Origin of the sequence: Microbacterium azadirachtae (assembly GCF_025583665.1) — a bacterium.
Taxonomy (GTDB): domain Bacteria; phylum Actinomycetota; class Actinomycetes; order Actinomycetales; family Microbacteriaceae; genus Microbacterium; species Microbacterium azadirachtae.
Window position 1 is genome coordinate 926716 of the sequence record NZ_CP099706.1, and the last position, 23957, is coordinate 950672.

General features: G+C 71.8%; 22 protein-coding genes and 1 riboswitch. Of the genes, 6 read left to right on the forward strand and 16 right to left on the reverse strand.

All coding sequences use genetic code 11. The features are described from left to right. Positions 1 to 153 precede the first annotated feature (153 nt). The 3 genes from NFX31_RS04350 to NFX31_RS04360 are packed head-to-tail and all read left to right on the forward strand — an operon-like array spanning position 154 to position 3093. The gene (locus NFX31_RS04350; protein WP_258955465.1) at positions 154 to 1302 is read left to right on the forward strand and encodes an ROK family transcriptional regulator; all 1149 of its coding nucleotides are present in this window, start codon (positions 154 to 156) and stop codon (positions 1300 to 1302) included. Further along, entirely contained in the window at positions 1299 to 2321 is a 1023-nt protein-coding gene (locus tag NFX31_RS04355) for an ROK family protein (RefSeq protein WP_420847426.1), read from the forward strand. Before NFX31_RS04350 ends, NFX31_RS04355 begins: the two co-directional genes overlap by 4 nt. Then, entirely contained in the window at positions 2314 to 3093 is a 780-nt protein-coding gene (locus tag NFX31_RS04360; RefSeq protein ID WP_091481274.1) for a glucosamine-6-phosphate deaminase, read from the forward strand. The genes NFX31_RS04355 and NFX31_RS04360 overlap by 8 nt, the downstream gene beginning before the upstream one ends. Positions 3094 to 3210: 117 nt before the next feature. Here the strand turns inward: NFX31_RS04360 and NFX31_RS04365 are convergent, their stop codons facing one another. The 6 genes from NFX31_RS04365 to NFX31_RS04390 form a co-directional block, all read right to left on the reverse strand. Then, positions 3211 to 3642, reverse strand: coding sequence for an NUDIX hydrolase (locus NFX31_RS04365; protein WP_091481272.1), 432 nt, complete (start codon positions 3640 to 3642; stop codon positions 3211 to 3213). Next, complete coding sequence (locus NFX31_RS04370) at positions 3635 to 5053, reverse strand: FAD-binding oxidoreductase (protein WP_262956875.1); 1419 nt, start codon at positions 5051 to 5053, stop codon at positions 3635 to 3637. The genes NFX31_RS04365 and NFX31_RS04370 overlap by 8 nt, the downstream gene beginning before the upstream one ends. A 7-nt stretch (positions 5054 to 5060) precedes the next feature. After that, complete coding sequence (locus tag NFX31_RS04375; RefSeq protein WP_262956876.1) at positions 5061 to 5480, reverse strand: YrdB family protein; 420 nt, start codon at positions 5478 to 5480, stop codon at positions 5061 to 5063. 82 nt (positions 5481 to 5562) lie between these two features. Beyond that, on the reverse strand, positions 5563 to 7683 hold the full coding sequence (locus tag NFX31_RS04380) for a sigma-70 family RNA polymerase sigma factor (protein WP_262956877.1): 2121 nt from the start codon (positions 7681 to 7683) through the stop codon (positions 5563 to 5565). A 480-nt stretch (positions 7684 to 8163) separates the two neighbouring features. After that, positions 8164 to 9339 (reverse strand): N-acetylglucosamine-6-phosphate deacetylase, encoded by a 1176-nt coding sequence (gene nagA / locus NFX31_RS04385; protein ID WP_045249460.1) that lies wholly within the window; start codon positions 9337 to 9339, stop codon positions 8164 to 8166. After that, positions 9336 to 10901 (reverse strand): beta-N-acetylhexosaminidase, encoded by a 1566-nt coding sequence (locus tag NFX31_RS04390; RefSeq protein ID WP_262956878.1) that lies wholly within the window; start codon positions 10899 to 10901, stop codon positions 9336 to 9338. The genes nagA and NFX31_RS04390 overlap by 4 nt, the downstream gene beginning before the upstream one ends. An 85-nt stretch (positions 10902 to 10986) precedes the next feature. Then, positions 10987 to 11069, forward strand: a riboswitch (ZMP/ZTP riboswitch). 34 nt (positions 11070 to 11103) lie between these two features. On the opposite strand from NFX31_RS04390, the gene glyA reads away from it, so the two are divergent. Then, positions 11104 to 12378, forward strand: a complete 1275-nt coding sequence (gene glyA, locus NFX31_RS04395; RefSeq protein ID WP_045249461.1) for a serine hydroxymethyltransferase — start codon at positions 11104 to 11106, stop codon at positions 12376 to 12378. Then, entirely contained in the window at positions 12375 to 13256 is an 882-nt protein-coding gene (locus NFX31_RS04400; RefSeq protein ID WP_091481249.1) for a bifunctional methylenetetrahydrofolate dehydrogenase/methenyltetrahydrofolate cyclohydrolase, read from the forward strand. The genes glyA and NFX31_RS04400 overlap by 4 nt, the downstream gene beginning before the upstream one ends. A 75-nt stretch (positions 13257 to 13331) precedes the next feature. Here the strand turns inward: NFX31_RS04400 and NFX31_RS04405 are convergent, their stop codons facing one another. Together NFX31_RS04405 and NFX31_RS04410 are read right to left on the reverse strand one after the other, a co-directional pair. Next, the gene (locus NFX31_RS04405; protein WP_262956879.1) at positions 13332 to 13856 is read right to left on the reverse strand and encodes a hypothetical protein; all 525 of its coding nucleotides are present in this window, start codon (positions 13854 to 13856) and stop codon (positions 13332 to 13334) included. A gap of 88 nt (positions 13857 to 13944) precedes the next feature. Continuing rightward, entirely contained in the window at positions 13945 to 14511 is a 567-nt protein-coding gene (locus NFX31_RS04410; RefSeq protein ID WP_045249464.1) for a TetR/AcrR family transcriptional regulator, read from the reverse strand. Between the two features lie 66 nt (positions 14512 to 14577). Between NFX31_RS04410 and NFX31_RS04415 the strand changes: the two genes are divergently transcribed. Next, complete coding sequence (locus tag NFX31_RS04415) at positions 14578 to 15054, forward strand: DUF4188 domain-containing protein (RefSeq protein ID WP_045249465.1); 477 nt, start codon at positions 14578 to 14580, stop codon at positions 15052 to 15054. 16 nt (positions 15055 to 15070) lie between these two features. On the opposite strand, the gene NFX31_RS04420 is transcribed toward NFX31_RS04415, so the two are convergent. The 8 genes from NFX31_RS04420 to hpaE form a co-directional block, all read right to left on the reverse strand. Then, positions 15071 to 16273: a HupE/UreJ family protein gene (locus NFX31_RS04420; RefSeq protein ID WP_262956880.1), complete on the reverse strand. Its 1203-nt coding sequence runs from the start codon at positions 16271 to 16273 to the stop codon at positions 15071 to 15073. A gap of 22 nt (positions 16274 to 16295) precedes the next feature. Beyond that, a complete protein-coding gene (locus tag NFX31_RS04425) occupies positions 16296 to 17027 on the reverse strand; it encodes a DUF6882 domain-containing protein (RefSeq protein WP_091481232.1) in 732 nt (243 codons plus the stop codon). Between the two features lie 68 nt (positions 17028 to 17095). Then, on the reverse strand, positions 17096 to 18346 hold the full coding sequence (locus NFX31_RS04430) for an MFS transporter (RefSeq protein ID WP_262956881.1): 1251 nt from the start codon (positions 18344 to 18346) through the stop codon (positions 17096 to 17098). A gap of 108 nt (positions 18347 to 18454) precedes the next feature. Continuing rightward, on the reverse strand, positions 18455 to 19432 hold the full coding sequence (locus tag NFX31_RS04435) for a DUF559 domain-containing protein (RefSeq protein ID WP_262956882.1): 978 nt from the start codon (positions 19430 to 19432) through the stop codon (positions 18455 to 18457). Between the two features lie 146 nt (positions 19433 to 19578). Beyond that, positions 19579 to 20409, reverse strand: coding sequence for an HpcH/HpaI aldolase family protein (locus NFX31_RS04440; protein ID WP_091481224.1), 831 nt, complete (start codon positions 20407 to 20409; stop codon positions 19579 to 19581). Then, positions 20394 to 21182 carry a 2-keto-4-pentenoate hydratase gene (locus NFX31_RS04445; protein WP_262956883.1) on the reverse strand — a complete coding sequence of 263 codons (789 nt, stop codon included), beginning with the start codon at positions 21180 to 21182 and terminating at the stop codon, positions 20394 to 20396. The genes NFX31_RS04440 and NFX31_RS04445 overlap by 16 nt, the downstream gene beginning before the upstream one ends. Continuing rightward, positions 21179 to 22354, reverse strand: coding sequence for a 3,4-dihydroxyphenylacetate 2,3-dioxygenase (gene hpaD / locus NFX31_RS04450; RefSeq protein ID WP_045249472.1), 1176 nt, complete (start codon positions 22352 to 22354; stop codon positions 21179 to 21181). The genes NFX31_RS04445 and hpaD overlap by 4 nt, the downstream gene beginning before the upstream one ends. 38 nt (positions 22355 to 22392) lie before the next feature. After that, positions 22393 to 23949: a 5-carboxymethyl-2-hydroxymuconate semialdehyde dehydrogenase gene (gene hpaE / locus NFX31_RS04455; RefSeq protein ID WP_262956884.1), complete on the reverse strand. Its 1557-nt coding sequence runs from the start codon at positions 23947 to 23949 to the stop codon at positions 22393 to 22395. Between the last annotated feature and the right edge of the window lie 8 nt (positions 23950 to 23957).

Genomic DNA, 23957 nt, shown 5'->3' on the forward strand with positions numbered 1-23957 from the left:
CCGGGACGCGATGCGCGCGCACGGTCCGCGGCTGCCGGGATCCGGTAACGTGTGCAGAGCCCCGACTCGCGCCACGCGGGGGAGGGCTTGCTTTTCACCCCGTTCGTAAGGTGTACTAACAAACATGGTCCCACGGATGAGCAGGGTCGCCCTGTGAGCGCCGAGAGCAGCGGCAGCCCGCACCGCTTCGGGTCCGCGCGCAAGCTGCGCACGAGCACCAAGGTGCTTCCCGAGCACGCCCGCGGCCACAATCGCGCCCTCGTGCTGCAGACGCTCTATCACGCCGGTGCGATGAGCCGCGCCGACCTCTCCCGGGAGACCGGTCTCACCCGCGTCACCATCTCCGATCTCGTCGGCGAGTTCATCCACGACGGGATCGTGGTCGAGAAGGGCATCCGCGAGACGACCGGACCGGGCAAGCCCCCGATCCTCATCGACATCGATCGCGAGGGCCACCGCATCGTCGGGCTCGACCTCGCGGAGCCACACGTCTTCGCCGGAGCTCTGATGACGCTCGACGGCGTCGTACTCGAGCGCCGCGAGATCCCGCGCCCGAGCGGCGGCACGGCCGCCTATGAGGCGGTGCGCACCCTCGCCGAGGGCATGGTCGGCCTGTCCACCGTCCCCGTGCTCGGCGTCGGCGTCGGAGCCCCGGGAATCGTCCGGCCGGACGGCATGGTGCTGAACTCGCCGAACCTCGGCTGGACCGACTTCCCGCTCGAGCGACTTCTGAGCGCCGCCCTCGATCTGCCGGTGCTGGTGCGCAACGACGCCAACGCGGCGGTGCTCGCCGAGTACACGTTCGGCCAGGCGCGCCCCGACATGCTGCTGATCCGGATCGGGCGCGGCGTCGGCGCCGGACTCATCACGGACAGCCAGCCGCTGATCGGCAGCCGGTTCGCGGCCGGCGAGATCGGGCACGTCGTGGTCGGCACCGACGGCGGCCCGCGCTGCGCCTGCGGCAAGGACGGCTGCCTGGAGGCGTGGCTGAACGCCCCGGGTCTGCGCGAGCGCATCGCCGCCGACCCCGCGGCGGAGGAAGAGGTGCTGCGCGAGGCCGGGATCCGCCTCGGCGTGGCCATCGCGCCGATCGTCGCCGCCCTCGACCTGTCCGAGATCGTGCTCTCCGGGCCCGCCGACCTGCTCGCGGGCACCCTCATCGACGCGGCGCGCCGCACGCTGAGCGCGCGCACCCTCGAGGGCGTCTTCGACGACCTGGCGATCCGCCTGACGACGCAGGACGACATCGTGCTGCGCGGCGCGGCCGTCATGGTGCTGTCGGGTCAGCTGGGCGTCTCGTGAGCGCGATCAGGGTCGGCCTCGACGTCGGCGGCACGAAGATCGAGGCGCTGGCGCTCGGCGAGGACGACACGATCCTGGCGCGCACGCGGATCCCCACGGGCTGGGGCGACGACGCCGTCATCGCCGCCGTGCTCGCGGCGATCGAGGCGCTGGCCGTCGCGGGAGGCTTCGCCGTCTCCGAGGTGAGCTCGATCGGGATCGGGATCCCCGGCCTCGTCGACGCCCCGGCCGGTCGCGTGTTGCATGCTGTGAACCTCGGTGTCGAGGACCTGGACCTGGCGGCCGCGATCCGCGCGCGGATCCCCGTCCCCGTCGCGATCGAGAACGACGTGAAGGCGGCGGCGGTCGGTGCGGGATCCCTCCGTGGGGACGCCCGTTCGATGGCCTATCTGAACCTCGGGACCGGGGTCGCCGCCGGCATCGTGATCGACGGCGCCCTCTGGCGCGGCGCCCGGGGGACCGCCGGCGAGGTCGGGCACCTGTCGGTGGACCCGGCAGGGCGCGTGTGCGGCTGCGGGCAGCGCGGCTGCATCGAGACGTTCTGCGGCGGCGGGGCGGTCATGAAGGCCTGGGGACGCGGAGGCGAGCTCCCCATCCGCGACATCTTCGATCTGGCCGAGGCGGGGGACGACCTCGCCGTCGAGCTGCGCGAGGGGATCGCGTTCGGCGCGGCCTCCGCGATCCGCAGCCTCGTGCTCAGCGCCGACGTGGAGACCGTCGTCATCGGCGGAGGAATCACCGCGCTCGGCGACCGCCTGATGGGCGACGTGCGTGCACGGCTGCGGAGCGAGAACGCGGCGTCGCCGTTCCTCGCCTCGCTGCGCCTGGACGAGCGCATCGAGCTGCTGCCGGCGGGGTCGCCGGCCGCCTCGCTCGGAGCGGCCCTGGTGGGAGCCGCGCTGCTGCACGGCGAGGGCCCGCACACGGGGCGCGTGGTCCTGGCCGGGAGCACCGCGCCGAACGAGCCCGCACCGTCCGAACGAGCCGAAACCGCATCAGAAGGAGCCCTCCATGGCTGAAGTCGTCATCGTCGAGAACCCCGCCGCCGCCGGCGCTCTGGTCGCCGCCGAGATCGGACGGCTCATCGCGCGCCGCGCGGACGCGGTGCTCGGCCTCGCGACAGGGTCCACGCCGCTGCCGGTGTACTCGGCCCTGCGCACACAGCTCGAGGGCGTCGACGTGTCGCACGTGCGCGGCTTCGCGCTGGACGAGTACGTCGGGATCGACCCGTCCCACCCCGAGAGCTACCGCTCGGTGATCACCCGCGAGGTGGTCGAGCCGCTGGGGCTGACCCCGTCGCTCGTGCACGTGCCGGACGGATCGCTGGACGGCATCGAGCATGCGGGCGCCGAGTACGACGCGAAGATCCGCGCGGCCGGCGGCGTCGACCTGCAGCTGCTCGGCATCGGCACCGACGGCCACATCGGCTTCAACGAGCCGGGCAGCTCCTTCGCCTCCCGTACCAGGGTGAAGACCCTCACCGAGCAGACGCGCGAGGACAACGCGCGCTTCTTCGACTCGCCCGACGACGTCCCGATGCACTGCATCACCCAGGGACTCGGCACCATCCTGGAGGCGCGGCACCTCGTGCTGCTCGCCTATGGCGAGGGCAAGGCGCAGGCGATCGCGGACGCGGTGGAGGGACCGCTCTCGGCGATCCTGCCGGGGTCGGCCATCCAGCTGCACCCGCACGCCACGGTCGTGGTGGACGAGGCCGCGGCTTCGAAGCTCACGCTCGCCGACTACTACCGCTACACGTTCGCCAACAAGCCGGCGTGGCAGGGCATCTGACCGGCCGTCGTGCAGCCCGCATCCGGCGCGGACATCTCCCGAGATCAGGCGGGATCACCGGGATCAGGCGGATCCTCGCGCGATCGACCTGATCCGGGTCAGTCCTCCGGAGCCGGGTCAATCCGCCTGAGGCGGACGCGGGGAGCGGAGCGGATCCGGCCAGGCCAGGGGCAGCAGGTGCTCCTCGCTGAGCGGGGCGAGCGGCAGCGTCGCGGCGTCTGCGGGGGTGATCCAGCGCAGTTCGGCGAGCTCGGCCTGCACCCGCACGTCGGCGGGCTCGGCCGTCGTCGCGAACGCGGTCGCGACGACGCGGTGCCCCGGCTCGTTGGCCGCGGCGGAGACGAATACGCCGAGCGGGCGCAGCCGGTCCTCGGCGATCTGCAGGCCGAGCTCCTCGTGCAGCTCCCGGGCGAGGGTCTGCGCGGCGGTCTCGCCGGCCTCGGGCTTGCCGCCCGGCTGCATGAAGCGCTCGGTGCCCTGCTTGCGGACCACGAGGACGCGTCCTGCGCTGTCCGTGATGATCGCGGCGGAGACGTGGATGTCAGGCATGGGGCTCCTCGGCGGGATGCGGTTCGGGAAGGGCGGCTCCGGGGGGCCGCGGAGCGAAGACCCGTCCCGGCGCGAGAATTCCGCGGGGGTCGAAGACGCGCACGATCTCCTGCTGCAGCGCCCACTGGTCCTCGCCGAGCTCGTCCGCGAGCCAGCGGCTCTTGAGCGTGCCGATGCCGTGCTCGCCGGTGAGCGTGCCGCCCAGGCGCAGCGCGGCGCGGAACAGGTCGTCGGCCGCCTGCCAGATCCGCTCCGGGACCTCGGGGCCCTGCACGATGAAGTTCGGGTGCAGATTTCCGTCGCCCGCGTGCGCGACGGTGGGGATCTCGATGCCGTAGACCTGCTCGATCCGCGCGATCTCATCGAACATCTCGGGCAGGGCGCTGCGCGGCACGGACACGTCCTCGATGAGGGTGGTGCCCAGCCGTGCCATCGCGGCGTGCATGGAGCGACGGATCCGCAGCAGCTCCTCGCCCTCCACGGGGTCGTCGGTAACGGCCACCGCGCCGCCGGCCCGTCGCAGCACCGTCGCGATCTGCTCCGCCTCGACCGCCGCCGACCGGCCGTCGGTCTGGATCGTCAGCTGCGCGGTGCTCGCCGCGGGCGGCGCCAGCTCCAGCAGGGCGTGCACCGCGGCCACGCAGCGCGCGTCCATGAGCTCCATGATCGCGGGCTGCGCGCCCGAGGCGGTGACCGCCGCCGACGCCCGGGCGGCGTCGCGCACGGTCGGGAAGGTCGCCACGACCGTGCACGGGGTGCCGGGCTCGATCCGGCGCAGCTTGAGCGTGGCGCCGACGACCACGCCGAGGCGTCCTTCGGATCCGACGACGAGGGAAGTGAGATCCAGGCCCGTGACGCCTTTGACGCTGCGGTGACCGAGGTGCAGGAGCCGGCCGTCCGCGAGCACGAGGTCGACGGCCAGCACGGAGTCGCGGACGACGCCGTACTTCGCGCAGAGCAGGCCGCCGGCGCCGGTCGCGATGTTGCCGCCGACGGTGGAGATGTCCCGGCTCGCGGGGTCGGGCGGCCACCACAGCCCGTGCGGGGCGAGCGCCTCGTCGAGCTCGGTGTTGAGGACGCCCGGCTGCACGACCGCGAGGAGGTCGTCGGGGCGCACCTCGAGCACGCGCCGCAGGCGGAGGGTGGAGAGCACGATCTCGCCGTCGCCCGCGATCGACGCGCCGGCGAGCCCGGTTCCCGCCCCGCGCACGACGACCGGCGTGCCGGTGTCGTGCGCGATGCGCAGCACCGCCTGCACGTCCTCGGTCGACTCCGCGTGCACCACGGCGAGGGGAGGAGCAGGAGAGGCGTGCCCGGAGCGGTCGGCGCGAGCGGCGTCGAGCGCGGCGGGCGAGGTGTCGACGCGGTCGCCCAGCGCGGCGCGCAGCCGCTTCAGCACGGGGGCGTCCACGACGCGCTCAGGACAGGGCGCGCCGGCCGGCCATGAGGCCCGTCGCGATCGCGACGACCGCGAAGCCGAGGCCGATCCAGGCCTGCCCCATGGTCCACCACGCCACGGTGACGGCGGCGTAGAGGACGAGCTCGACGGCGGCGCGCAGGAACGGGTGGACGGCGAGCACGGGCCGCGGGGACAGGAAGAGGGCCCAGAGCAGCAGCGTGATCACCGGTGCTCCGATCGCGGCGACCAGGTTCCACGGCAGCGGCCACACGACAAGACCCCACAGCACCAGCGACGCCAGCGCCGCGACGAGGACGACGACCCGGACGACGTCGAGCGCGCTCACCCGGGGAAGCAGACCCTGCGCCTCGGATGCGGTGCGATCGGCGAGGGACGGGGTCGCCCGGGGGCTCTCGGCAGCAGGGATGTCGGCGGGCATGATCACGATTCTACGCGTCGCGGATGGGCGCTTCTCCGGCTCCGCCGAGGCGGTGCCGGAGAGTGCGCGAAGCGGCTGTGGATCAGGGGAGCGGGACGGACGCCGCTGGAGCGGAGGCGTCTTGCGATGCGGACGCCGTCGTCGGCGAGGGATCAATCGCTGCCGATTGCGCGGGGAGTTCAGGCAGCGGCGTCTCTTCCGGTGCAGCGTTCTGTGGCTCGACGGGAGCAGGCGACGCAGGTGCGGGGGCCGGTGCCGCCGGGGCGGCGTCGGAGGCCGGAGCCGCCAGATCGGTCGAGGCCACTGGAGGGGTCACCACCGTCGTGGATGAAGCGGGGCCGCTGGTGTCCTGAGTGGCAGCGGGCGTCGATGCCGGGTCAGTCGCCGGCGGCTGGGCCGGGACCGGTGGCGTCGGGTCGGTCCAGCACTCGGGCCAACTCGCCGGTGCGAGCCTGGCGAGATCGAAGACGACGGAACCGCCGGACTTGTCACCGAGGACGTACGTGAAGGTGACCTTCGCTCCGCCGTTGACCTGCGCATAGGTCGGAGCGACGAAGACGGTCACCGTAGACGTTCCGTCGAGCGTCTTCGTTGTCGATGCTTCGCCGTCGAGCGTGACGCGCACCGTCGCGCCCTGCACGCCGCTCACCGAGATCGCGACTCGTACCCTGTCCTCGATCAAGGGCGGCAGAAGGCTGCAGGTGAGCGTCGCGGTGCCCAGGATCGGCGGCGTCGACGGCGGTGTCGCGGTCCCCGGGTCGGTCCCGGGATCCGTTCCCGGATCGGTCCCGGGATCCGTTCCCGGACCGGTGCCAGGGCCTGTACCCGGATCGGTGCCGGGGCCTGTCCCCGGGCCTGTTCCCGGGTCGGTCCCCGGACCCGTCCCAGGGCCGGTGCCCGGCTTGGAGGAGTCGACTGGCGGTGCCGGCGGCGCAACGGCTGCGGCATCGGCCGCGGGGGGTGCCGCGGCGACGGGCGGTGCGACGGGCGGATCGACGTGCGGCGCGGGGTCGGCCGGCGGATCGGCCGGTGCGGGCGGGGCGACCGTGGTCGGCGTCGGCGGCGACACCTGCGCGACGATGCCGGACTCTCCCTGGTCGGCGGCGGACGGGGCCGAGGTCGACGCGGGGTTCGCCGAGAGGCCGGGCACGACGGCCGCGGCCACGATCGCTCCGGCGATCACGAGCGCCGCAGACCCCGCTCCCACCAGCGCGCCGAATCCCGCGACGGCGCCGCCCGAGGAGCCGGAGGCCCCGCCGGAGGCGGCCGAGGACCCGGCGGCTGCGGCGCCGTGCGCCGCGCCGACGGCGCCGACGCCGGTCGAGCCGACGACGACAGCGCCCTGCACGACGCTCGAGGGCATCGCGGCCAGGGCGACGGCGGGCAGCGAGCCGCTCTGCAGCATCGCGAGGTATGCCCCCGAGCCGCCGACGCCGAGGACGAGCGGCAGCAGCACGAAGGCGAGCCGGTGCGAGACCTCCTTGGCCTCCGCGGCCACGATCAGGCAGCGCGCGCATTCGCCGAGGTGGTTCTCGAGCTTGGTGCGGTCACGGGATCCGAGGTTGCCGCGCGTGTACGCGCCGAGACGCTCGATGGTCCATTCGCAGACCGAACCCGGCACCGCGGTGCTCAGGTGCGCCTGGATCCACGCCTCGCGCAGACCCTCCCTGGCCCGGAAGGCGAGCTGCGCGGTCGCCCCCGCGGTCATGCCGAGCAGCGGCGCGATCTCGGCCGGCTTCATCTGCTCGATCTCGGAGTACCAGAGCACCTCCTGCCACCGGGACGGGAGGCTGCGGAAGGCCTGCGCCGAGAGGCTGCGGTCGAGGGCGTCGTTCGTGGCCTGCTCGGTCGAGGACGGATCGGCGACGGTGTCGAGCTCGTCGATCGGCGCCTCGCGCCGTGCCCGGCCCCAGCCGGCCGCCGTGTTGCGGATGCTCGTGAACAGATAGGCGCGGAAGGAGCCGGTCGGGCCCCCGCCCTTCTGGATCGCCTGATAGATGCGTGCGAAGGCTTCCTGCACGAGGTCGTCGGCATCGAACGTGCTCGTGATCGAACGCGCCACGGTGATGCCCGATGCGTAGTGGCGACGCCACAGCTGCGCGAAGGCGTCGGGGTCGCCCGAGCGCGTGCGCAACACCAGATCGGCGTCGCTGCGCGCCGATGCGGGCGCGGCATCATGCGAGTGTTCGGTGTGGTCGGTCATCTCTCGGTTCTCAGGTCGGAAGCGCTCTCATAGAAGGAGACGCAGACCCAGGCTTCTCATCACGCGGATTCTCCATTCTTCACCCTCGGCGGGGGAACGCGCCAGGGTGTGAACGAAATCGCCGCGTCGTTGTCGGGAAGACGCGGGTCGGACTCCGTTCCGAACGTCATGAGACAGCGTCCCAGAACTTTTCTGAAGAAATCTTGCGAACTCGCGTAATGGATCCCGCGCGACCCCATCTCTCCTGTCAGAGACAGTCTGCGAAAGCCACCGGGGGGCGGCGAACACGGACTCCGGCGGATGGGGATCCGCCGGCGGGGTCGGCCCGGCACCTCGGGGGAGGAGTTCCGGGCCGCCCCGCTCTACGACGGGGGGATCCTCCGATTCGGGTTGTGAGGATCTGGGGAAAGACCGAGGGCACGGGGGCCGCCACTGGGGAGTGGCAGGCCCCCGGCCCCGGGTCGTCTCCGGGGCCGGGCCTCAGCGGGCCGGCGCACCGCCCGTCCACACGGCGACGACGTCCAGATCGCCGGACAGCAGCACGGCATCGCCCAGTCGCCCCGGCGTGAGCTCGCCCAGTTGCGCGTCCACGCCGATCGCGCGCGCGGGGGTGCGGGTCAGCGCATCGACGGCGTCCGCGAGCGGCACGCCTGCCTCGACGGCGCGGCGCAGCGCGACGTCCTGGGTGAGCGTGGAACCGGCGATCGAGCCGCTGTCCACCCGCGCGACCCCGTCCCGCACCGTCACGTGCAGCGATCCCAGCATGTAGTCGCCGTCGGCGGAGCCGGCCGCGGCCATCGCGTCGGTGACCAGGGCGACGCGCCCCGGGGCCTCGTCGAAGAGCAACTTGATCACGTGCGGGTGCAGATGGATGTTGTCGGCGATGCCCTCGAGCGTCACGCGCTCGTCGTGCGCCGCGGTGAGCACGGGGCCCGGGTCGCGATGGTGCAGCGGGCGCATCGCGTTGAACGCATGGGTGAGGATCGTGGCCCCTGCGTCGAACGCTTCGCGGAGGGTGGCGTCGTCCGCGTCGGTGTGGCCGACCGCGGCCGCGGCGCCCGCCGCGACCACCAGACGGATGGCCTCCATGCCGCCGGGCAGCTCGGGCGCCAGCGTGACCTGGCGGACGGTGCCCCGCCCTGCGTCGAGCAGCCGCTGCACGTCGGCCCGCTCGGGCAGTCGCAGCAGCTCGGGGTCGTGCGCGCCCTTGTGCCCCGGGTCGAGGAACGGGCCCTCGAGGTGGGAGCCGAGGAGGTCGTGATCGGTGCGCATCAGGTCGGCGACCATGCCGACGCGCTCGGCGAGCTGGTCCAGGGGCGCGGTGATGAGCGACACGACCGCGCGCGTGGTGCCGTGCGCGCGGTGCATCGCGCGGGCCGTCCGGATCGCGTCGACTCCGTCGTCGAAGGCCGCGTTCGCCCCGCCGTGGCCGTGGATGTCGACGAACCCGGGGGCGAGGATCGCCCCGGATCCCGCCGCATCGCGGGCGTCGATCACGGAATCCGCCGGCGCCCAGTCGGATCCGGTCCCGCGCGCGACCACGACGCCTTCCTCGATCCGGACCCAGCCGTCCTCGACGACGGCGCCGCCCGAGACGATGCGGGCGGAGTGGACGACGAGCGACCCGTGGGCGGAGCTCTCGGTGCGGGCGGTCATGCGTTCTCCTCGGAAGCGGTGGTCGACGTGGCGGCGGGGTCGGCGTTCGGCGCGGGTTCCGCGTCGTCGTCCAGCGCGGCGCGATCGACCGCGATGCCGGAAGCCTCCCACGCCGGGATCGACTGCGCGACTCTCGTGCGGAACGACGCCCAGGAGCGCTCCGGACCGGTCGCCGGCGACCAGCCGATCTCGGCCTGGGCGGCGATGCGCGGGAAGACGAGACCGTCGGCCTCGGCGAGCGTGGAGACGGACTCCGTCCACAGCGGCGCCTCGATGCCCAGGATCGCCTCGGCGGGCACATCGGGGATCACCTGCGCCGGATCCCAGTCGTACGCGGTGCGCAGCGGCACGATGCCGGCCCACGCCAGGCCGTGCGGATGGTCGGCGCGCGGCTTCATGTCGAGATAGGCGCGGTCGGACGGCGAGAGGACGAGCGCGCCGCCCCGCTCGACGAAGCGGCGTGCGTGCGCGGCGTGGTCGCCCTGCGGCACCGCCGATCCCCAGTACTGGCCGATCATCCCCGCGGGAAGGCCGTCGACCACGCCCGCCTCGTGCCAGGCGACCGGCGTCTTGCCCGTGTCGGCGGCGAGCCTTCCGGCGCGCTCGAAGAACAGGGCGAAGTCGGCCGCCGAGGTGCCGAGGCACTCGTCGCCGCCGATGTGCAGGTACGGGCCGGGGGTGAGGGCGGCGAGCTCGTCCAGCACATCCCGGATCAGCTCGTACGTCCGCTCCTCATGGATCCGCACCGAGGAGTGCCCGACGCCCCAGGCGGAGTACTGCTCGCCGTGGACGGGGAGCGGCTGGTGCAGCGCCGCCGCCTCGGCGATGTTCGCCTCGGTGATCGCCGGCTGCTCGACGAGGTCGGGGTAGCCGAGCCCGATGGCGTGGGTGTGCCCCGGCAGGTCGATCTCGGGCACCACCGTGACGTGCCGCGCCGCGGCGTAGGCGACGATCGCCCGGTAGTCGTCCTTCGTGTAGAAGCCGCCGGGACCGCCGGTGGCGTCGCCCCCGGCGCCCGCGCCGGTCAGCTGCGGCCAGGCGTCGATCTCGATGCGCCAGCCCTGGTCGTCGGTGAGATGCAGGTGCAGGTGGTTGAACTTCAGCGCCGCGGCGCGGTCGATGAAGCGCTGCACGTCGGCGACGGAGAAGAAATGCCGCGCGACGTCGAGCATGACCCCCCGATAGGCGAACCGCGGGGCGTCGTCGACCCGCACCCGCGGAACGCTCCACCCCGCGTCGTCGCTGTGCAGCAGCTGGAGCAGGGTGCGCGTGCCGTGGAACAGGCCCGCCGCGTCGTGCCCGGTGATCCGGATCCCCTCGTCCGACGCCTCGAGGAGGTAGCCCTCGGTACGGACGGGGCCGGGGCCGATCGCGAGGGTGATCCCCGTGACGCCCTCTGCGGTGACCGCGCTCGCGCCGAGGCGGGCGGAGAGCTCGGAGCGCAGGAGCGCGGCCGTGTCCGCCTCTCCCTCGACCCGGACGGAGGTCACGGGGACGGAGCCCTCGCCGCGGATCACGGAGGCGGGGAACGGGATGAGCGGCAGCGCATCATGCAGGACCATGAACAAAACCTATCGCGAACCCGCGTCGTCATCGGGACCGCGTCCTGTCATCGCCCTCGGGATCCCGGTCGCGATCGGGTAGGCTCGTCGATGTCGCGACTGGCGTCTGGGTGGGTCACCACCGGGGAGCGACCGTCATGGATTCGACCGCGCGCCTGGGCCGATGAGCACCCTTCTCTTCGCTATGTCAAAGGAGCACGCCATGACCGACCGTTTCTTCAACGCGCCTCTCTCCGAGGTGGATCCCGAGATCGCCCAGGTCCTCGACCGGGAGCTCACGCGCCAGCAGACCTTCCTCGAGATGATCGCCTCGGAGAACTTCGTCCCCGTCTCCGTCCTGCAGTCGCAGGGCTCGGTGCTGACCAACAAGTACGCCGAGGGCTACCCCGGCCGCCGCTACTACGGCGGCTGCGAGGAGGTCGACGTCGCCGAGGAGCTCGCGATCGCCCGCGCCAAGGAGCTGTTCGGCGCCGAGTTCGCGAACGTCCAGCCGCACTCCGGCGCCACTGCGAACGCCGCGGTGCTGCACGCGATCGCGCGCCCCGGCGACACCCTGCTCGGCCTCTCCCTCGATCAGGGCGGCCACCTCACGCACGGCATGAAGATCAACTTCTCCGGCCGCCTCTACGACATCGTCGCCTACGGCGTGAACCCGGAGACCTCCACCATCGACATGGACGAGGTGCGCCGTCTCGCCCTCGAGCACAAGCCGAAGGTGATCATCGCCGGCTGGTCCGCCTACCCGCGCACGCTCGACTTCGCCGCGTTCCGCGAGATCGCCGACGAGGTCGGGGCTCTCCTCTGGGTCGACATGGCGCACTTCGCGGGCCTCGTCGCCGCAGGCCTGCACCCGAACCCGGTGCCGCACGCGCACGTGGTCTCGTCGACCGTGCACAAGACGATCGGCGGCCCGCGCTCCGGCTTCATCCTCACGAACGACGCCGAGATCGCCAAGAAGATCAACTCTGCCGTCTTCCCGGGCCAGCAGGGCGGCCCCCTCATGCACGTGATCGCCGCGAAGGCCACCGCCTTCAAGATCGCCGGAACGCCTGAGTTCAAGGAGCGTCAGGAGCGCGTGCTGCGCGGTGCGGCGATCATCGCCGACCGCCTGTCCCAGCAGGACGTGAAGGACGCCGGCATCGCCGTGCGCTCGGGCGGCACCGACGTGCACCTCGTGCTCGTCGACCTGCGCGACGCCGAGATCGACGGCAAGCAGGCCGAGGATCTCCTCCACGACATCCACATCACGGTCAACCGCAACGCCGTCCCGAACGACCCGCGTCCGCCGATGGTCACCTCGGGTCTGCGCATCGGCACGCCCGCGCTCGCGACCCGCGGCTTCGGCGACGCCGAGTTCACCGAGGTCGCTGACGTCATCGCGCTCGCGCTGCAGCCGGGCGCCGATGTCGAGGCGTTGCGCGCCCGCGTGGACGCGCTCGCCGCGGCCTTCCCGCTCTACCCGGACCTCGTGCAGTGACGGCCCGGATCCTCGACGGCAAGGCGGCGGCGGCCCAGATCAAGGCGGAGCTCGCCGAGCGCGTCGCGGCCCTCGCCGCGCGCGGGGTCGTCCCCGGCATCGGCACGGTGCTGGTGGGGGCCGATCCGGCCTCGCAGCTCTATGTCGGCATGAAGCACCGACAGTCCGAGGCGATCGGGATGAACTCGATCCAGCGCGAGCTGCCCGCCGACGCGACCCAGGCCGAGGTCGAGGCCGTGATCGACGAGCTCAACGCGGATCCGGCGTGCCACGGCTACATCGTGCAGCTGCCGCTGCCGAAGCACCTCGACACGGACGCGATCCTGGAGCGGATCGATCCGGCCAAGGATGCCGACGGCCTGCACCCGACCAACCTCGGCCGCCTCGTGCTGAACGTGAACGCGCCGATCCACACTCCGCTCCCGTGCACGCCGCGCGGTGTGATCGAGCTGCTGCTGCGCAACGACTACGACCTCAAGGGCAAGCACGTCGTCGTGGTCGGCCGCGGCGTCACGATCGGTCGCCCGATCGGGCTCCTCCTCACGCGCCGCGACATCAACGCGACCGTCACCCAGGTGCATACCGGTACTCCGGACATGTCGCCGTACCTGCGTGAGGCCGATGTGATCGTCGCCGGAGCCGGGGTCAAGCACCTGATCCGTGCCGAGGACGTCAAGCCGGGCGCCGCCGTGCTCGATGTGGGCGTGACGCGCGAGGACGACCCGGAGACCGGCAGGAGCAGGGTCTACGGGGATGTGGATCCGGCGGTCGCCGAGGTCGCGGGCTGGATCTCGCCGAACCCCGGCGGCGTCGGGCCGATGACCGTGGCCCTGCTCATGACGAACGTGGTCGAGGCGGCAGAGCGCGCCGTCGCCTGAGTCTCCCTGCGCCACGAAGAACGGGCGGATCCGACCGATGTCGGGTCCGCCCGTTCCGCATCCGGGCGCCCGCGGTCAGCCGAGCTCGTCGAACATCCGGCGCTGCTCCGGCGTGAGTCCGTCGTCGAGCTCCGTGCGGGCCTCCGAGGTCGAGGCGGTCGGCGCGGCGCCGGCGCCCCGGGAGCCCGAGTGCGAGCCGGAGATCCTGGCCCCCGCGGCGTCGTAGAGCTCGCCGGCCTTGCGGGACAGCGCGTCGTCGACCTGGTCGTAGACGACCCAGCCGATCAGCAGGATCACGGGCGGGAGGATCCAGCCCCAGACGTTGCCGGCGGTCACGCCGCTCAGCCACACGGTGAGGATCCACACGATGAGCTCGACGGCGAACACGGCGAGGTACTGCACGAACTTGGTGCCGCTCGCCGACAGCGATGTCGCGGCCTTGGTCAGCAGGGGCTTGAGGAACAGGGCGGCCAGAGTGAGGATCACGGCGGCCCAGAGCGCGTGCAGGCCGACGCGGGCGGGAGTGAGCCAGCCGATCACGAGCAGCACGACGACGTTGAACACGTAGAGCGACGCGAACCGCACGATCAGATTCTTCATGCCTCCACCCTGTCATGAGGGGAAGCGTGCCGGTAGCGACCGCCCCGACCGGGATCCGGGGCGTGGAGTGCGCGGCGCGGGTGCGCCGTCAGCGGCCAGGGTGCACAGCGGCGATCGCGTCCAGCACGGCGGCGTACACGGCATCGGCGTCGACCCACGGCGGCGCGACGCCGGCGAGCTCGAGGCCCACGGCGCCGTGCACCTGCGCCCAGACGGCCAGGGTGCTGCGGAGATCCACGTCCGGCCCGACCTCTGCCGCGCCGGTCAGCGTGCGGGCGAGAGGCAGCAGGGCGTCGAGCTCGCCGGTGTGGTCGGTGGGGTCGTGCGCCGTGCTGACCGCCCCGCTGAACATGAGCCGGTACCGGTCGGGGTGCTGCAGGGCCCAGGAGCGGTACGCCTCGCCGAGCGCGCGGAGCCCCCCAGGCTCCGCGGCCCGCTGCGCCTCGGCGAACGAGGCGAACGAGTCGGCGATGACCGCGGAGATCAGATCCGCCTTGCTCCCGAAGAGCGTGTAGACGGCCGAGGTCGACGTATCCGCGGCCTGTGCGACCTCGCGCACCGAGAAGCGCTCAGGGCCGTCGCGGTCGATCATCGACGAGGCGACCGCGATGAGTCGGGAGCGCAGGTTCGCATCGTGCGTGACGGGTCTTGCCATACGAGGGATCCTATCGTAACGTCGTTCTGTAACAACGTTCTATAACAACGTTAGAAAGGAACGGCGATGGGTGCGAAGGTCTTCCCCGGGCGGTACACGGCGGCCGTCGACCGCACCGACATCACGGTGTTCGTGATCGGCATGCGGGCGAATCGGTGGTGGCAGGTCGGGCGGGTGCTGCGCGTGGCGCGGCGGATGCCCGCGATGCTGCGCCACCTCTCGAGCCATCCGGAGGCGGGGATGCTCGGCTGCGAGAGCTGGCTGGGCCGCACGACGATCCTGCTCTCCTACTGGGAGAGTCCGGAGCATCTGCAGCGGTTCGCGGCGGACCGCGACGCACCGCACCTGCAGCCGTGGCGCGACTTCATGCACACTCTGCTCGGATCCGGCAGCGTCGGCGTCTGGCATGAGACCTATCAGGTCCCGGCCGGAGGGATGGAGGCGATCTACGCCGACATGCCGCTGTTCGGACTCGCCGCGGCGACGGCGCACGAGCCCGTGGGGCCGGGCCGGAACACCGCGCGGCAGCGGCTGGGCCGCTGACGGTCGCTGCCGGGCGTCACGGCGTGCCGGGCAGCCCGAGCACCCGCAGGAAGAACCAGAGCAGGCCGAGCGCGAGCACCACGACCGTGACGACGATGCCCGCGACGGTCGCCGTGCGCGGCATCCGGCGGCGCAGCAGCATCAACGGCGGGAAGACGATCAGGATGATCGACAGCTGCACCGCCTCGATGCCCAGGTTGAACACCAGCAGCGACCACAGCAGCGTCCACGACCACGGCTCGGTGATGTGGAGCGCACTGGCGAACCCGAGTCCGTGGATGAGCCCGAAGCCGAACACGATCCCGAGGCGCAGCAGCGCAGCCCGGCGGGACGGCTCAGGCACCGGCTCGCCTCGGCGTCGCGCGCCGCGCCGCAGTCGCTCCTCCCACAGATGCCAGGCCGCGACCGCGGCGATCGACAACGCGATCGCCGGCTCCACGATGTCCGACCCGACGTGGACGAGACCGAGCGCGGCGAGCAGGAACGTGATCGAGTGCGCCACCGTGAAGCACGTGGCCGCGAAGACGACGTCGCGCAGGCGCCGGGAGCTCACGATGAGGGCGAGGAGGAACAGGATGTGGTCGATCCCGGTGAGCAGGTGCTCGGCGCCGAGCAGGAAGAACTCCGCGAAGCGCTCGGTCCACGGCTGCACGGTGGAGAACCGCGGGTGGCTCGCGTCCAGCGCCGCGCTGCCGCTGCGGCCGTCCAGGGCGTACGTCACGATCGTCTTGGTGTCCTTGACCATGCCCTCCCTGTCGGGGAACAGGGTGCTGCTCACGACGACGGCGCCGTGGTGCGCGGCCGTGCAGGCGTAGCGCACGGTGAAGCGCGCGTAGTCCGTGGCGTCCCGGGTGTGGAACTCCGCCGGACCGTCGGCCCGCGGTCGGCAGGGGCCGCCGCCGTCCACGGCGACGGTGAAGTGCGCGGACGCATACGCCACGATCGCCGCCGCGTGATCCGCCAGCACCCGGTTCTCCGCCCCCGGATGCGGATGCTCGACCGCATCGGCGAAGAGGGCAGGATCCTTCTCCGCCCGGGCGGCGGAAGCGCTCAGCAACGGGTACTGGAGATCGAATGCCACCCGCACGTCGGTCGCGCTCGCCGCCGACAGATCGGCGTATGCGACGGTCGTCACATGGGCGTCGGCCGGGCGGGCCAGCAGCAGCACCGCCGCGCCGACGAGTACGAGGACGAGCGCGCCGCGCGACAGGAGGCGCATCGGCGGGAGCCCCGTCCCCGGATCAGCCCTGCGGCACCTGACCGAGCGTGGACTCGACGCCTGCGATGCGGGCGTACTCGTCGAAGCGGAACGTGGCGCTCCCGGTCGCATCGCTCACGACCGCGCCCGAGTACGCCTCGTCGGTCCACTGCATGCTCCAGCCCGCGAGACGCGCGAGATCCCAGACCGAGGAGCGCGCGTCGGACAGCGAGAGCTCGGGAAGGATCCGCGGCAGCGCCGTCACGGCGTCGGCCACGGTGAGCGCGGGCAGCGGAGCGTCGAGCAGGAACACCGCGCGGGTGCCGCTGCCGACCGGCGCCGAGTAGTACGGCGAACGGCCGGTGATCTCCTCGGCGATCGCGGCGACCTGGTGGGCGGCCCCCGAGATCCATCCGTCGACGTCGGCGTCGGCCTCGGCCGGGAACGGCAGCTCGGGCTGCGAGAGCTCGGCGATCCCGTAGGTGGTGCCGTAGTCGCGGAGAGCGGCGATCTGCGGGTCGGCTCCGCCCTGGGGGTGCGCCCACGCCCACATCAGCGAACGCGGCCCCGGGGCGATGGTCGCGACCAGCGAGGCGCGCGCGACGATGCGACGGCTCGGGTCGGCCTCGGAGGTGAAGGCGAGGGTGCCCGCCGCGAGATCGACGTCCCAGCGGTGCTCGCCCAGGGCGTCGGTCGCAGCGACGAGCTGGTCCTGGCGGAGGGCGGCGAACAGTGCCGCGCGGTCGGCGAGAGGCGCGAGGGCGGGGAAGGTCATGGATTCATCCTGCCGTCACCGCCTATGAATGCGCCAGTTCATCGGGTGCCGCGTCGCGCGCCGGGTGTTCAGGCGACCGGGACGTCCTCGGGCACCGCGTCCGCGCGTCGGCGCATCCGCCAGATGCTCGGCACCGCCATGGTCCCGAGCGCGATCGCGGCGTAGACGATCGCGGAGGCCACCATGAGCGCCGGCAGATCCACCCGGGCGATCAGCCATCCGAACGCGAGCGTGCCGACGGGGATCGCGACGTAGCTCCCCAGCATGTCGTAGCTGGAGACCCGCGAGAGCTTCTCCTCCGGGATCTGCTCCATCATCGTCACGTTCCAGCCGGTGCTGAACACCTCGACGCCCGCGCCCGCGACGAGCGCGGCGATGACCAGCAGGGGCACCGCCGGATGCAGGCCGAGGAGGGTGAGCGGGATCGCCAGGGCGCTCATCCCGAGCATGCCCAGCCGCAGTGGACGTCGGAGCGGGATCCACATCAGCAGCAGCGTCATCAGCAGCACGCCCGCGCCCTCGGCGCTGACGACCCAGCCCCAGCCCGCGACGCCCAGCAGCGGATCGTTCTTGGCGATGTACGGTCCCGCGACGCCCCAGGCGCCGACGTGGATCGCGTTGAGCACCATGAACGCGAGCACGACGATCCACAGCCAGGGACGGGACCAGAACTCGCGCCACCCGTCGTGGAGATCGTGGAACAGCCCCGCCCGCTGCCCGCGGATCGGCGGAGGAAGCCGCACCATCGCGAGGAACACGATCGCGGCGGCCCAGCCCGCGGCCTGGATCACCATGACCCAGGCCGGGCCGGCCAGGGCCACGATGCCGCCGGCGACGACGGGACCCGCGATCGTGGTGGCGGAGCGGGCGAAGGACAGCAGCGCGTTCGCCTGCTGCAGGTGGTCCGGCGTGGTCAGCTGCGGGATGAGCCCCTGCATCGCCGGCATCACGAACGCGGCGGAGGCGCCGTTCACCGCGGCGAGGGCGGCCAGGGCCGGCACGGTGGCAGTGCCCGTGAACAGCAGCGCGGCGGTGGCGCCGATCGAGAGGATGTCGACGACGTAGCTGGTCTGGATGACGACGGCGCGCGGAAGCCGATCCGCGACGACGCCGCCGAGCAGCAGGAACACGATGTTGGCGACCGTGAACGCCGTGAGCACGATCGAGAGGGCGGCCGCGTCGTTGTCGATCCCCAGCACGGCGAAGGCGAGCGCGATGGACGACATGGATCCCGTGATCAGGGTGATCGTGCGGGCCAGGAAGAACCAGCGGAATCCCCGATCCCGCAGCGCCGCGATGCCCATCCTCACTCGCCCCATCCTGTCAGGCGATCTCGGGATCGACCGCCGCGCCGATCGGTTCAAGGCGCAATGTTCGTCCGCGATTCGGGCATTTGGCGACAAACATCGCTCCTCGAAACCTGCCGATCACGCGCCCAGCGCGGACCGGATTCGGCGGAGCAGCGTCGTCTCGTCTCTCAGCAGGGCGGCCGTCACCTCGATCACCGTCCATCCTGCGGCACGGAGAGCTGCCGCCCTCTCCACGTCTCTGCTCCACTGTGCGGAGTGCTGCAGGCCGTGGTATTCGACGGCCACCTTCTGCGCCGGATAGACCAGGTCGACGCAGCCGAGGAACCGGCCGCGATCGTCGAAGACGTCCTGGTTGAGCTGAGGTTCGGGAAGACCTGACGTGATGATCAGCCACCGCAGGCGCGATTCACGAGGCGACCACGAGTCCACCCGGATCAGCTCGATCGCCGTACGCAGCTTGGCGATGCCCTGACGTCTCCCCGCGTTCATGGCCTCCTTCAGCTGCTCGATCGTGGCGAGCGGACGTCTGCCGACGGCGGGGCGGCCCACTCCGGGTTTCCACTCACGGCAGAAGTGGTCGCCGGCGGCCAAGAGGTCAACCGCGCCGAGTTCAGCCGCGAGCGATACCCAGGTCGCCGCGGGTGATGCGACACGGAAGCCCCGGTGGTCGCAGACCTCCGTCATCCTGCGGAGAGAGCGGTGGCCTTCGACACCTGCCATGCGGGGGAGCGCGACAGGGCCGAGCGCGCACACATGGAGTGCGAGTCCCGCGGCGCCCGCCGGCTCGCCCCGCTCGTCCAGAACGCGCGGGAGCGGGGCGCCCCAGATCGCAGCAGCGGTCTGGTGGCTGAAGAAGTGTCCGGAGTGCATCCGCGGGGCGTAGTCGGCAGCTCGTGAGAGCCGCAACAGCCGCTGACGTTCGTAAGGGTCGGTGATCGTCGCCGGATCCAGAGCCTCCCGTCGCGTGCGCACGCCGGGGAACGGGGCTCGCAGGTCGGACCCGCGCAATCGGCCGTGACCGATGCCATGCCGGCGTGCCAGCGCGACCGAGAAGGTGGATCCGAGTTCCTCGGGCAGATCTGAATGTCGGCGCATGCGACACACTCTGCCCCTCCCGGAAACCCCGGTCCCACTTATCCACAGCCGCTCGATCATCTCGAACGTTCGAGGAGCATTGTTCGCGCCGAAACTGCCCGATACAGAGCGAACATCGCTCCTCGAACGTGAAACCGGGATCCGGGTCAGTAGCTGGCGGAGGGGGAGGAGGGGGCCGGGGTGGACGGGGGGAGGAAGCGGGCCGCGAGGGCCTCGGAGGCCCGCGCGAGGAGGGCGACGTCCGCGCCGACGGCGACGAAGGCGGCACCGGCGGCGATGTACGCGTCGGCAGCGGCCGGATCGAACGCGTTCACGCCCACGGGAGTGCCGGCGGCGGTCGCCTCGGCGAACACCCGCTCGACCGCGGCGACTACGTCGGGGTGGGTCTGCTGTCCGAGCAGGCCCATCGAGGCGGCGAGGTCGGAGGGGCCCACGAAGACCGCGTCCACACCGTCGACCGCGGCGATCTCTGCCGCGGCGGCGACGCCGGCCGCGGTCTCGATCTGCACCGTCAGCGACACATGCTCCGCGGCGTCGCGGAGGTAGCCGTCCACGCGGTTCCACCGGGCGCTGCGAGCCAGGGCGGAGCCCACCCCGCGCACGCCCTCGGGCGGGTACCGCGTGGCGGCGACCGCGGCGCGCGCCTCCTCGGCCGAGGAGACCATCGGGACGATGAGGTTCTGCGCGCCGAGGTCGAGCACCTGCTTGATGATCACGGGGTCGTTCCACGGCACGCGCACGAGGGGCGTGATCGGGTACGCCGCCGCCACCTGCAGCTGAACCTGCAGCGTGTCGAGCGTGTTCGCCGAGTGCTCGCCGTCGATCAGCAGCCAGTCCAGGCCGGATCCGGCGGCGATCTCGGTCACGAGCGCGCTGCCGGTGCACGCCCACATCCCGATGAGGGGGCGCGCACCGGCCGGGCTCCCGGCCCGCTCCGCGAGACGGTCGCGGAACGTCGGGCTCAGACGAAGCGGCATTCGATCACTCCCATGGGGCCATAGTCGCAGCGCACCTCGTCGCCGCGCGACACCCACATCGGCCGCGTGAAGGATCCGGCCAGGATGATCTCGCCGGCCTCCAGACGGGCGCCGTGCTGGTGGAACTTGTTCGCGAGCCACGCGACGCCGGTCGCGGGGTGCCCGAGCACGCCCGCGGCGACCCCGGTCTCCTCGATCTCGCCGTTGCGGCTGAGCACTCCGGGCACCCAGCGCAGGTCGATCTCGTCGGGGCGCTTGTGCACGGTGCCGAGCACCATCGCCCCGTAGGCGGCGTTGTCGCTGATCGTGTCGACGATCGTGCGGCCTTCCAGCTCGATGTGCGAGTTCAGCACCTCGAGCGCCGGCACCGCGTAGTCGATCGCGGCGAGCGCGTCCTCCAGCGTGCAGTCCGGGCCCTCCAGCGGCTCCTTGAGCACGAAGGCCAGCTCGACCTCGATCCGCACGTTCGAGAAGTGCCCGGTGGGGATCTCGCATCCGGACGGATACACGGTGTCGTCGAACATGACGCCGTAATCGGGCTCGGTGATGCCCGTGGCCTGCTGCATCGCCTTCGAGGTGAGCCCGATCTTGCGGCCGACGAGCGTGCGGCCCGCGGCCACCTGGGCGTCGCGCCAGACGCCCTGGATCGCGTAGGAGTCCTCGACGGTCGCCTCCGGATGCCGTGCCGTGATCCGAGGGATCACGCCGTGCGTGCGGTCGGCCTCGGCGAGCTCTGCGGCGAGGGCGGCGATGGTGCCGGCGTCGAGGCTCACAGCTGGTGTCCGAGCTTGTACTCGCCCTGCTTCCACTCGGGCATGGTCTCGGCGGCGCCGCCGGACTCGGGGGCTCGCGTGTAGCTGAAACCGTCGGCGCCGATCGTGACGGCCATCTCGCTGCTGTCGGTGCGGGCGACGACGGGCTGCGGGTTGCCGTCCAGGTCGAGCACGAGCGACGCGTCGGTGTACCAGCTCGGGACGACGGGGTTGCCCCACCAGTCGCGGCGCTGGTTGTCGTGCACGTCCCAGGTGACGACCGGGTTGTCCGGGTCGCCCGTGTAGTAGTCCTGCGTGTAGACCTCGACGCGGTGACCGTCCGGGTCGCGCAGGTACAGGTAGAACGCGTTGGAGACGCCGTGGCGGCCGGGGCCGCGCTCGATCGCGTCGGAGCGGCGCAGGGCGCCGAGCTTGTCGCAGATCGCGAGGATGTTGTGCTTCTCATGGGTGGCGAAGCACACGTGGTGCATGCGGGGGCCGTCGCCGCCGGTCATCGCGGTGTCGTGCACGGTGGGCTTGCGGCGCATCCAGGCGGCGTAGACCGTGCCCTCCTCGTCCTGGATGTCCTCGGTGACGCGGAAGCCGAGATCCTGCATGTACTTCACCGCGCGCGGCACGTCGGGGGTGACCTGGTTGAAGTGGTCCAGGCGCACGAGCTCGCCGGGGATGTGCAGGTCGTAGCGCCAGCTCATCCGCTCGACGTGGTCGGTCTGGTGGAAGAACTCGTACGGGAAGCCGAGCGGATCCACGACGCGCACCGAGTCGCCGATCCCCTTCACGAAGCCCGACGGGTTGCGGCGCACATCGCAGCCCAGCTCCGTGTAGAACTCGACCGCGCGGTCGAGGTCCTCGGGGGTGCGCACGCGGTACGAGAACGCGGCCACGGCGGCGACCGGGCCCTTGCGCAGCACGAGGTTGTGGTGGATGAACTCCTCGGTGGAGCGGAGGTAGATCGTCTCCTCGTCCTCCTCCGTCACGTACAGCCCGAGCACGTCGACGTAGAAGACGCGCGACGCGGCGAGGTCCGTCACGACGAGCTCCATGTATGCGCAGCGGAGCACGTCCGGCGGGCTGGACTGCGGGGTCGGGATGGGGTTTCCGGTGGTGATGGGCGCCTCCTGGCTGGTGTAGAAGCCGGAGGAGGTGAGCGTCATGTCGGCGCGGTTGGTCATGTCAGCGTCCTTGCTAGATGTTCGGTCCGGGATCCGGTTCAGCGGGGGTCCGGGTCGTCGATGTCGGTCTCGGTGTGGGTCCCTGCGCCTGTCGAAGGATCCTGCTTGCCGAAAGTCGGGTTGTGCGGGGCGCCGAGCGTGATGTGCACGCTCTGCTGATCGGTGTAGAAGTCGATCGAGCGGTAGCCGCCCTCGTGGCCGAGTCCGGAGGCCTTCACGCCGCCGAACGGGGTGCGCAGGTCGCGGACGTTGTTCGAGTTGAGCCACACCATGCCGGCCTCGACGGCCTGCGCGAAGTTGTGCGCGCGCTTGAGGTCGTTGGTCCAGATGTAGGCGGCCAGACCGTACTTGGTGTTGTTGGCGAGGGCCAGCGCCTCCTCGTCGGTGTCGAACGGGGTGATCGCGACGACGGGGCCGAAGATCTCCTCCTGGAAGATCCGGGCGTCGGGGGAGACGTCGGCGAACACCGTCGGAGCGACGTAGTTGCCCTCGGGGAAGCCGTCGGGACGGCCGCCGCCGGCGACCAGGCGTCCCTCGGTCTTGCCGATCTCGACGTAGCTCATCACCTTGTCGTAGTGCTCGGGGTGCACGAGCGCGCCGACCTCGGTGGACGGGTCGTGCGGGTGGCCGACCTTGACGCGCTTCGCCTGCGCCGCGTACTTCTCGACGAACTCGTCGTACACGTCGCGCTGCACCAGGATCCGGGATCCGGCCGTGCAGCGCTCGCCGTTCAGGGAGAACACCCCGAAGATGCACGCGTCGATCGCGGTGTCCAGATCCGCATCGGCGAATACGACGGCCGGGCTCTTGCCGCCGAGCTCCATCGAGAGGCCCTTGAGGAACGGTGCGGCGTTGCCGAAGATGATCTGGCCCGTGCGGCTCTCGCCGGTGAAGGAGATGAGCGGCACGTCGGGGTGCTTGACGAGGGCGTCTCCTGCATCCTCGCCGAGGCCGTTGACGAGGTTGAAGACGCCCTTCGGCAGCCCTGCCTCCTCGAAGATGCCCGCCCACAGGGAGGCGGACAGCGGCGTGAACTCGGCGGGCTTGAGCACCACCGTGTTGCCGGTGGCGAGCGCAGGGCCGAGCTTCCACGACTCGAGCATGAAGGGCGTGTTCCACGGGGTGATGAGACCCGCGACGCCGATCGGCTTGCGGTTGACGTAGTTCATCTGCTTGCCCGGCACCTTGAAGGCGTCGTCGGACTGGGCGACGATCAGGTCGGCGAAGAAGCGGAAGTTCTCGGCGGCACGGCGGGCCTGCCCGAGCGCCTGGGTGATCGGCAGGCCGGAGTCGTAGGACTCGAGCTCGGCGAGGCGGGCGTCGCGCGACTCGACGATGTCGGCGATCTTGTGCAGCACGCGCGAGCGCTCGCGGGGGAGCATGCGCGGCCACGGGCCCTCGTCGAAGGCGCGCTTGGCGGCGGCGACGGCCTTCTCGATGTCGGCCTTCTTGCCGGCCGCAGCGTGGGCGTAGGTCTCGTTCGTGACGGGGTTGAGCACCTCGAAGGTGTCTCCGTCGATCGAGTCGACGAACTCGCCGTCGATGTAGTGCTGGATCCTCGTGGGGAGGTCGGCGGGGGTGTAGGCCTCGGTCATCATCGTCC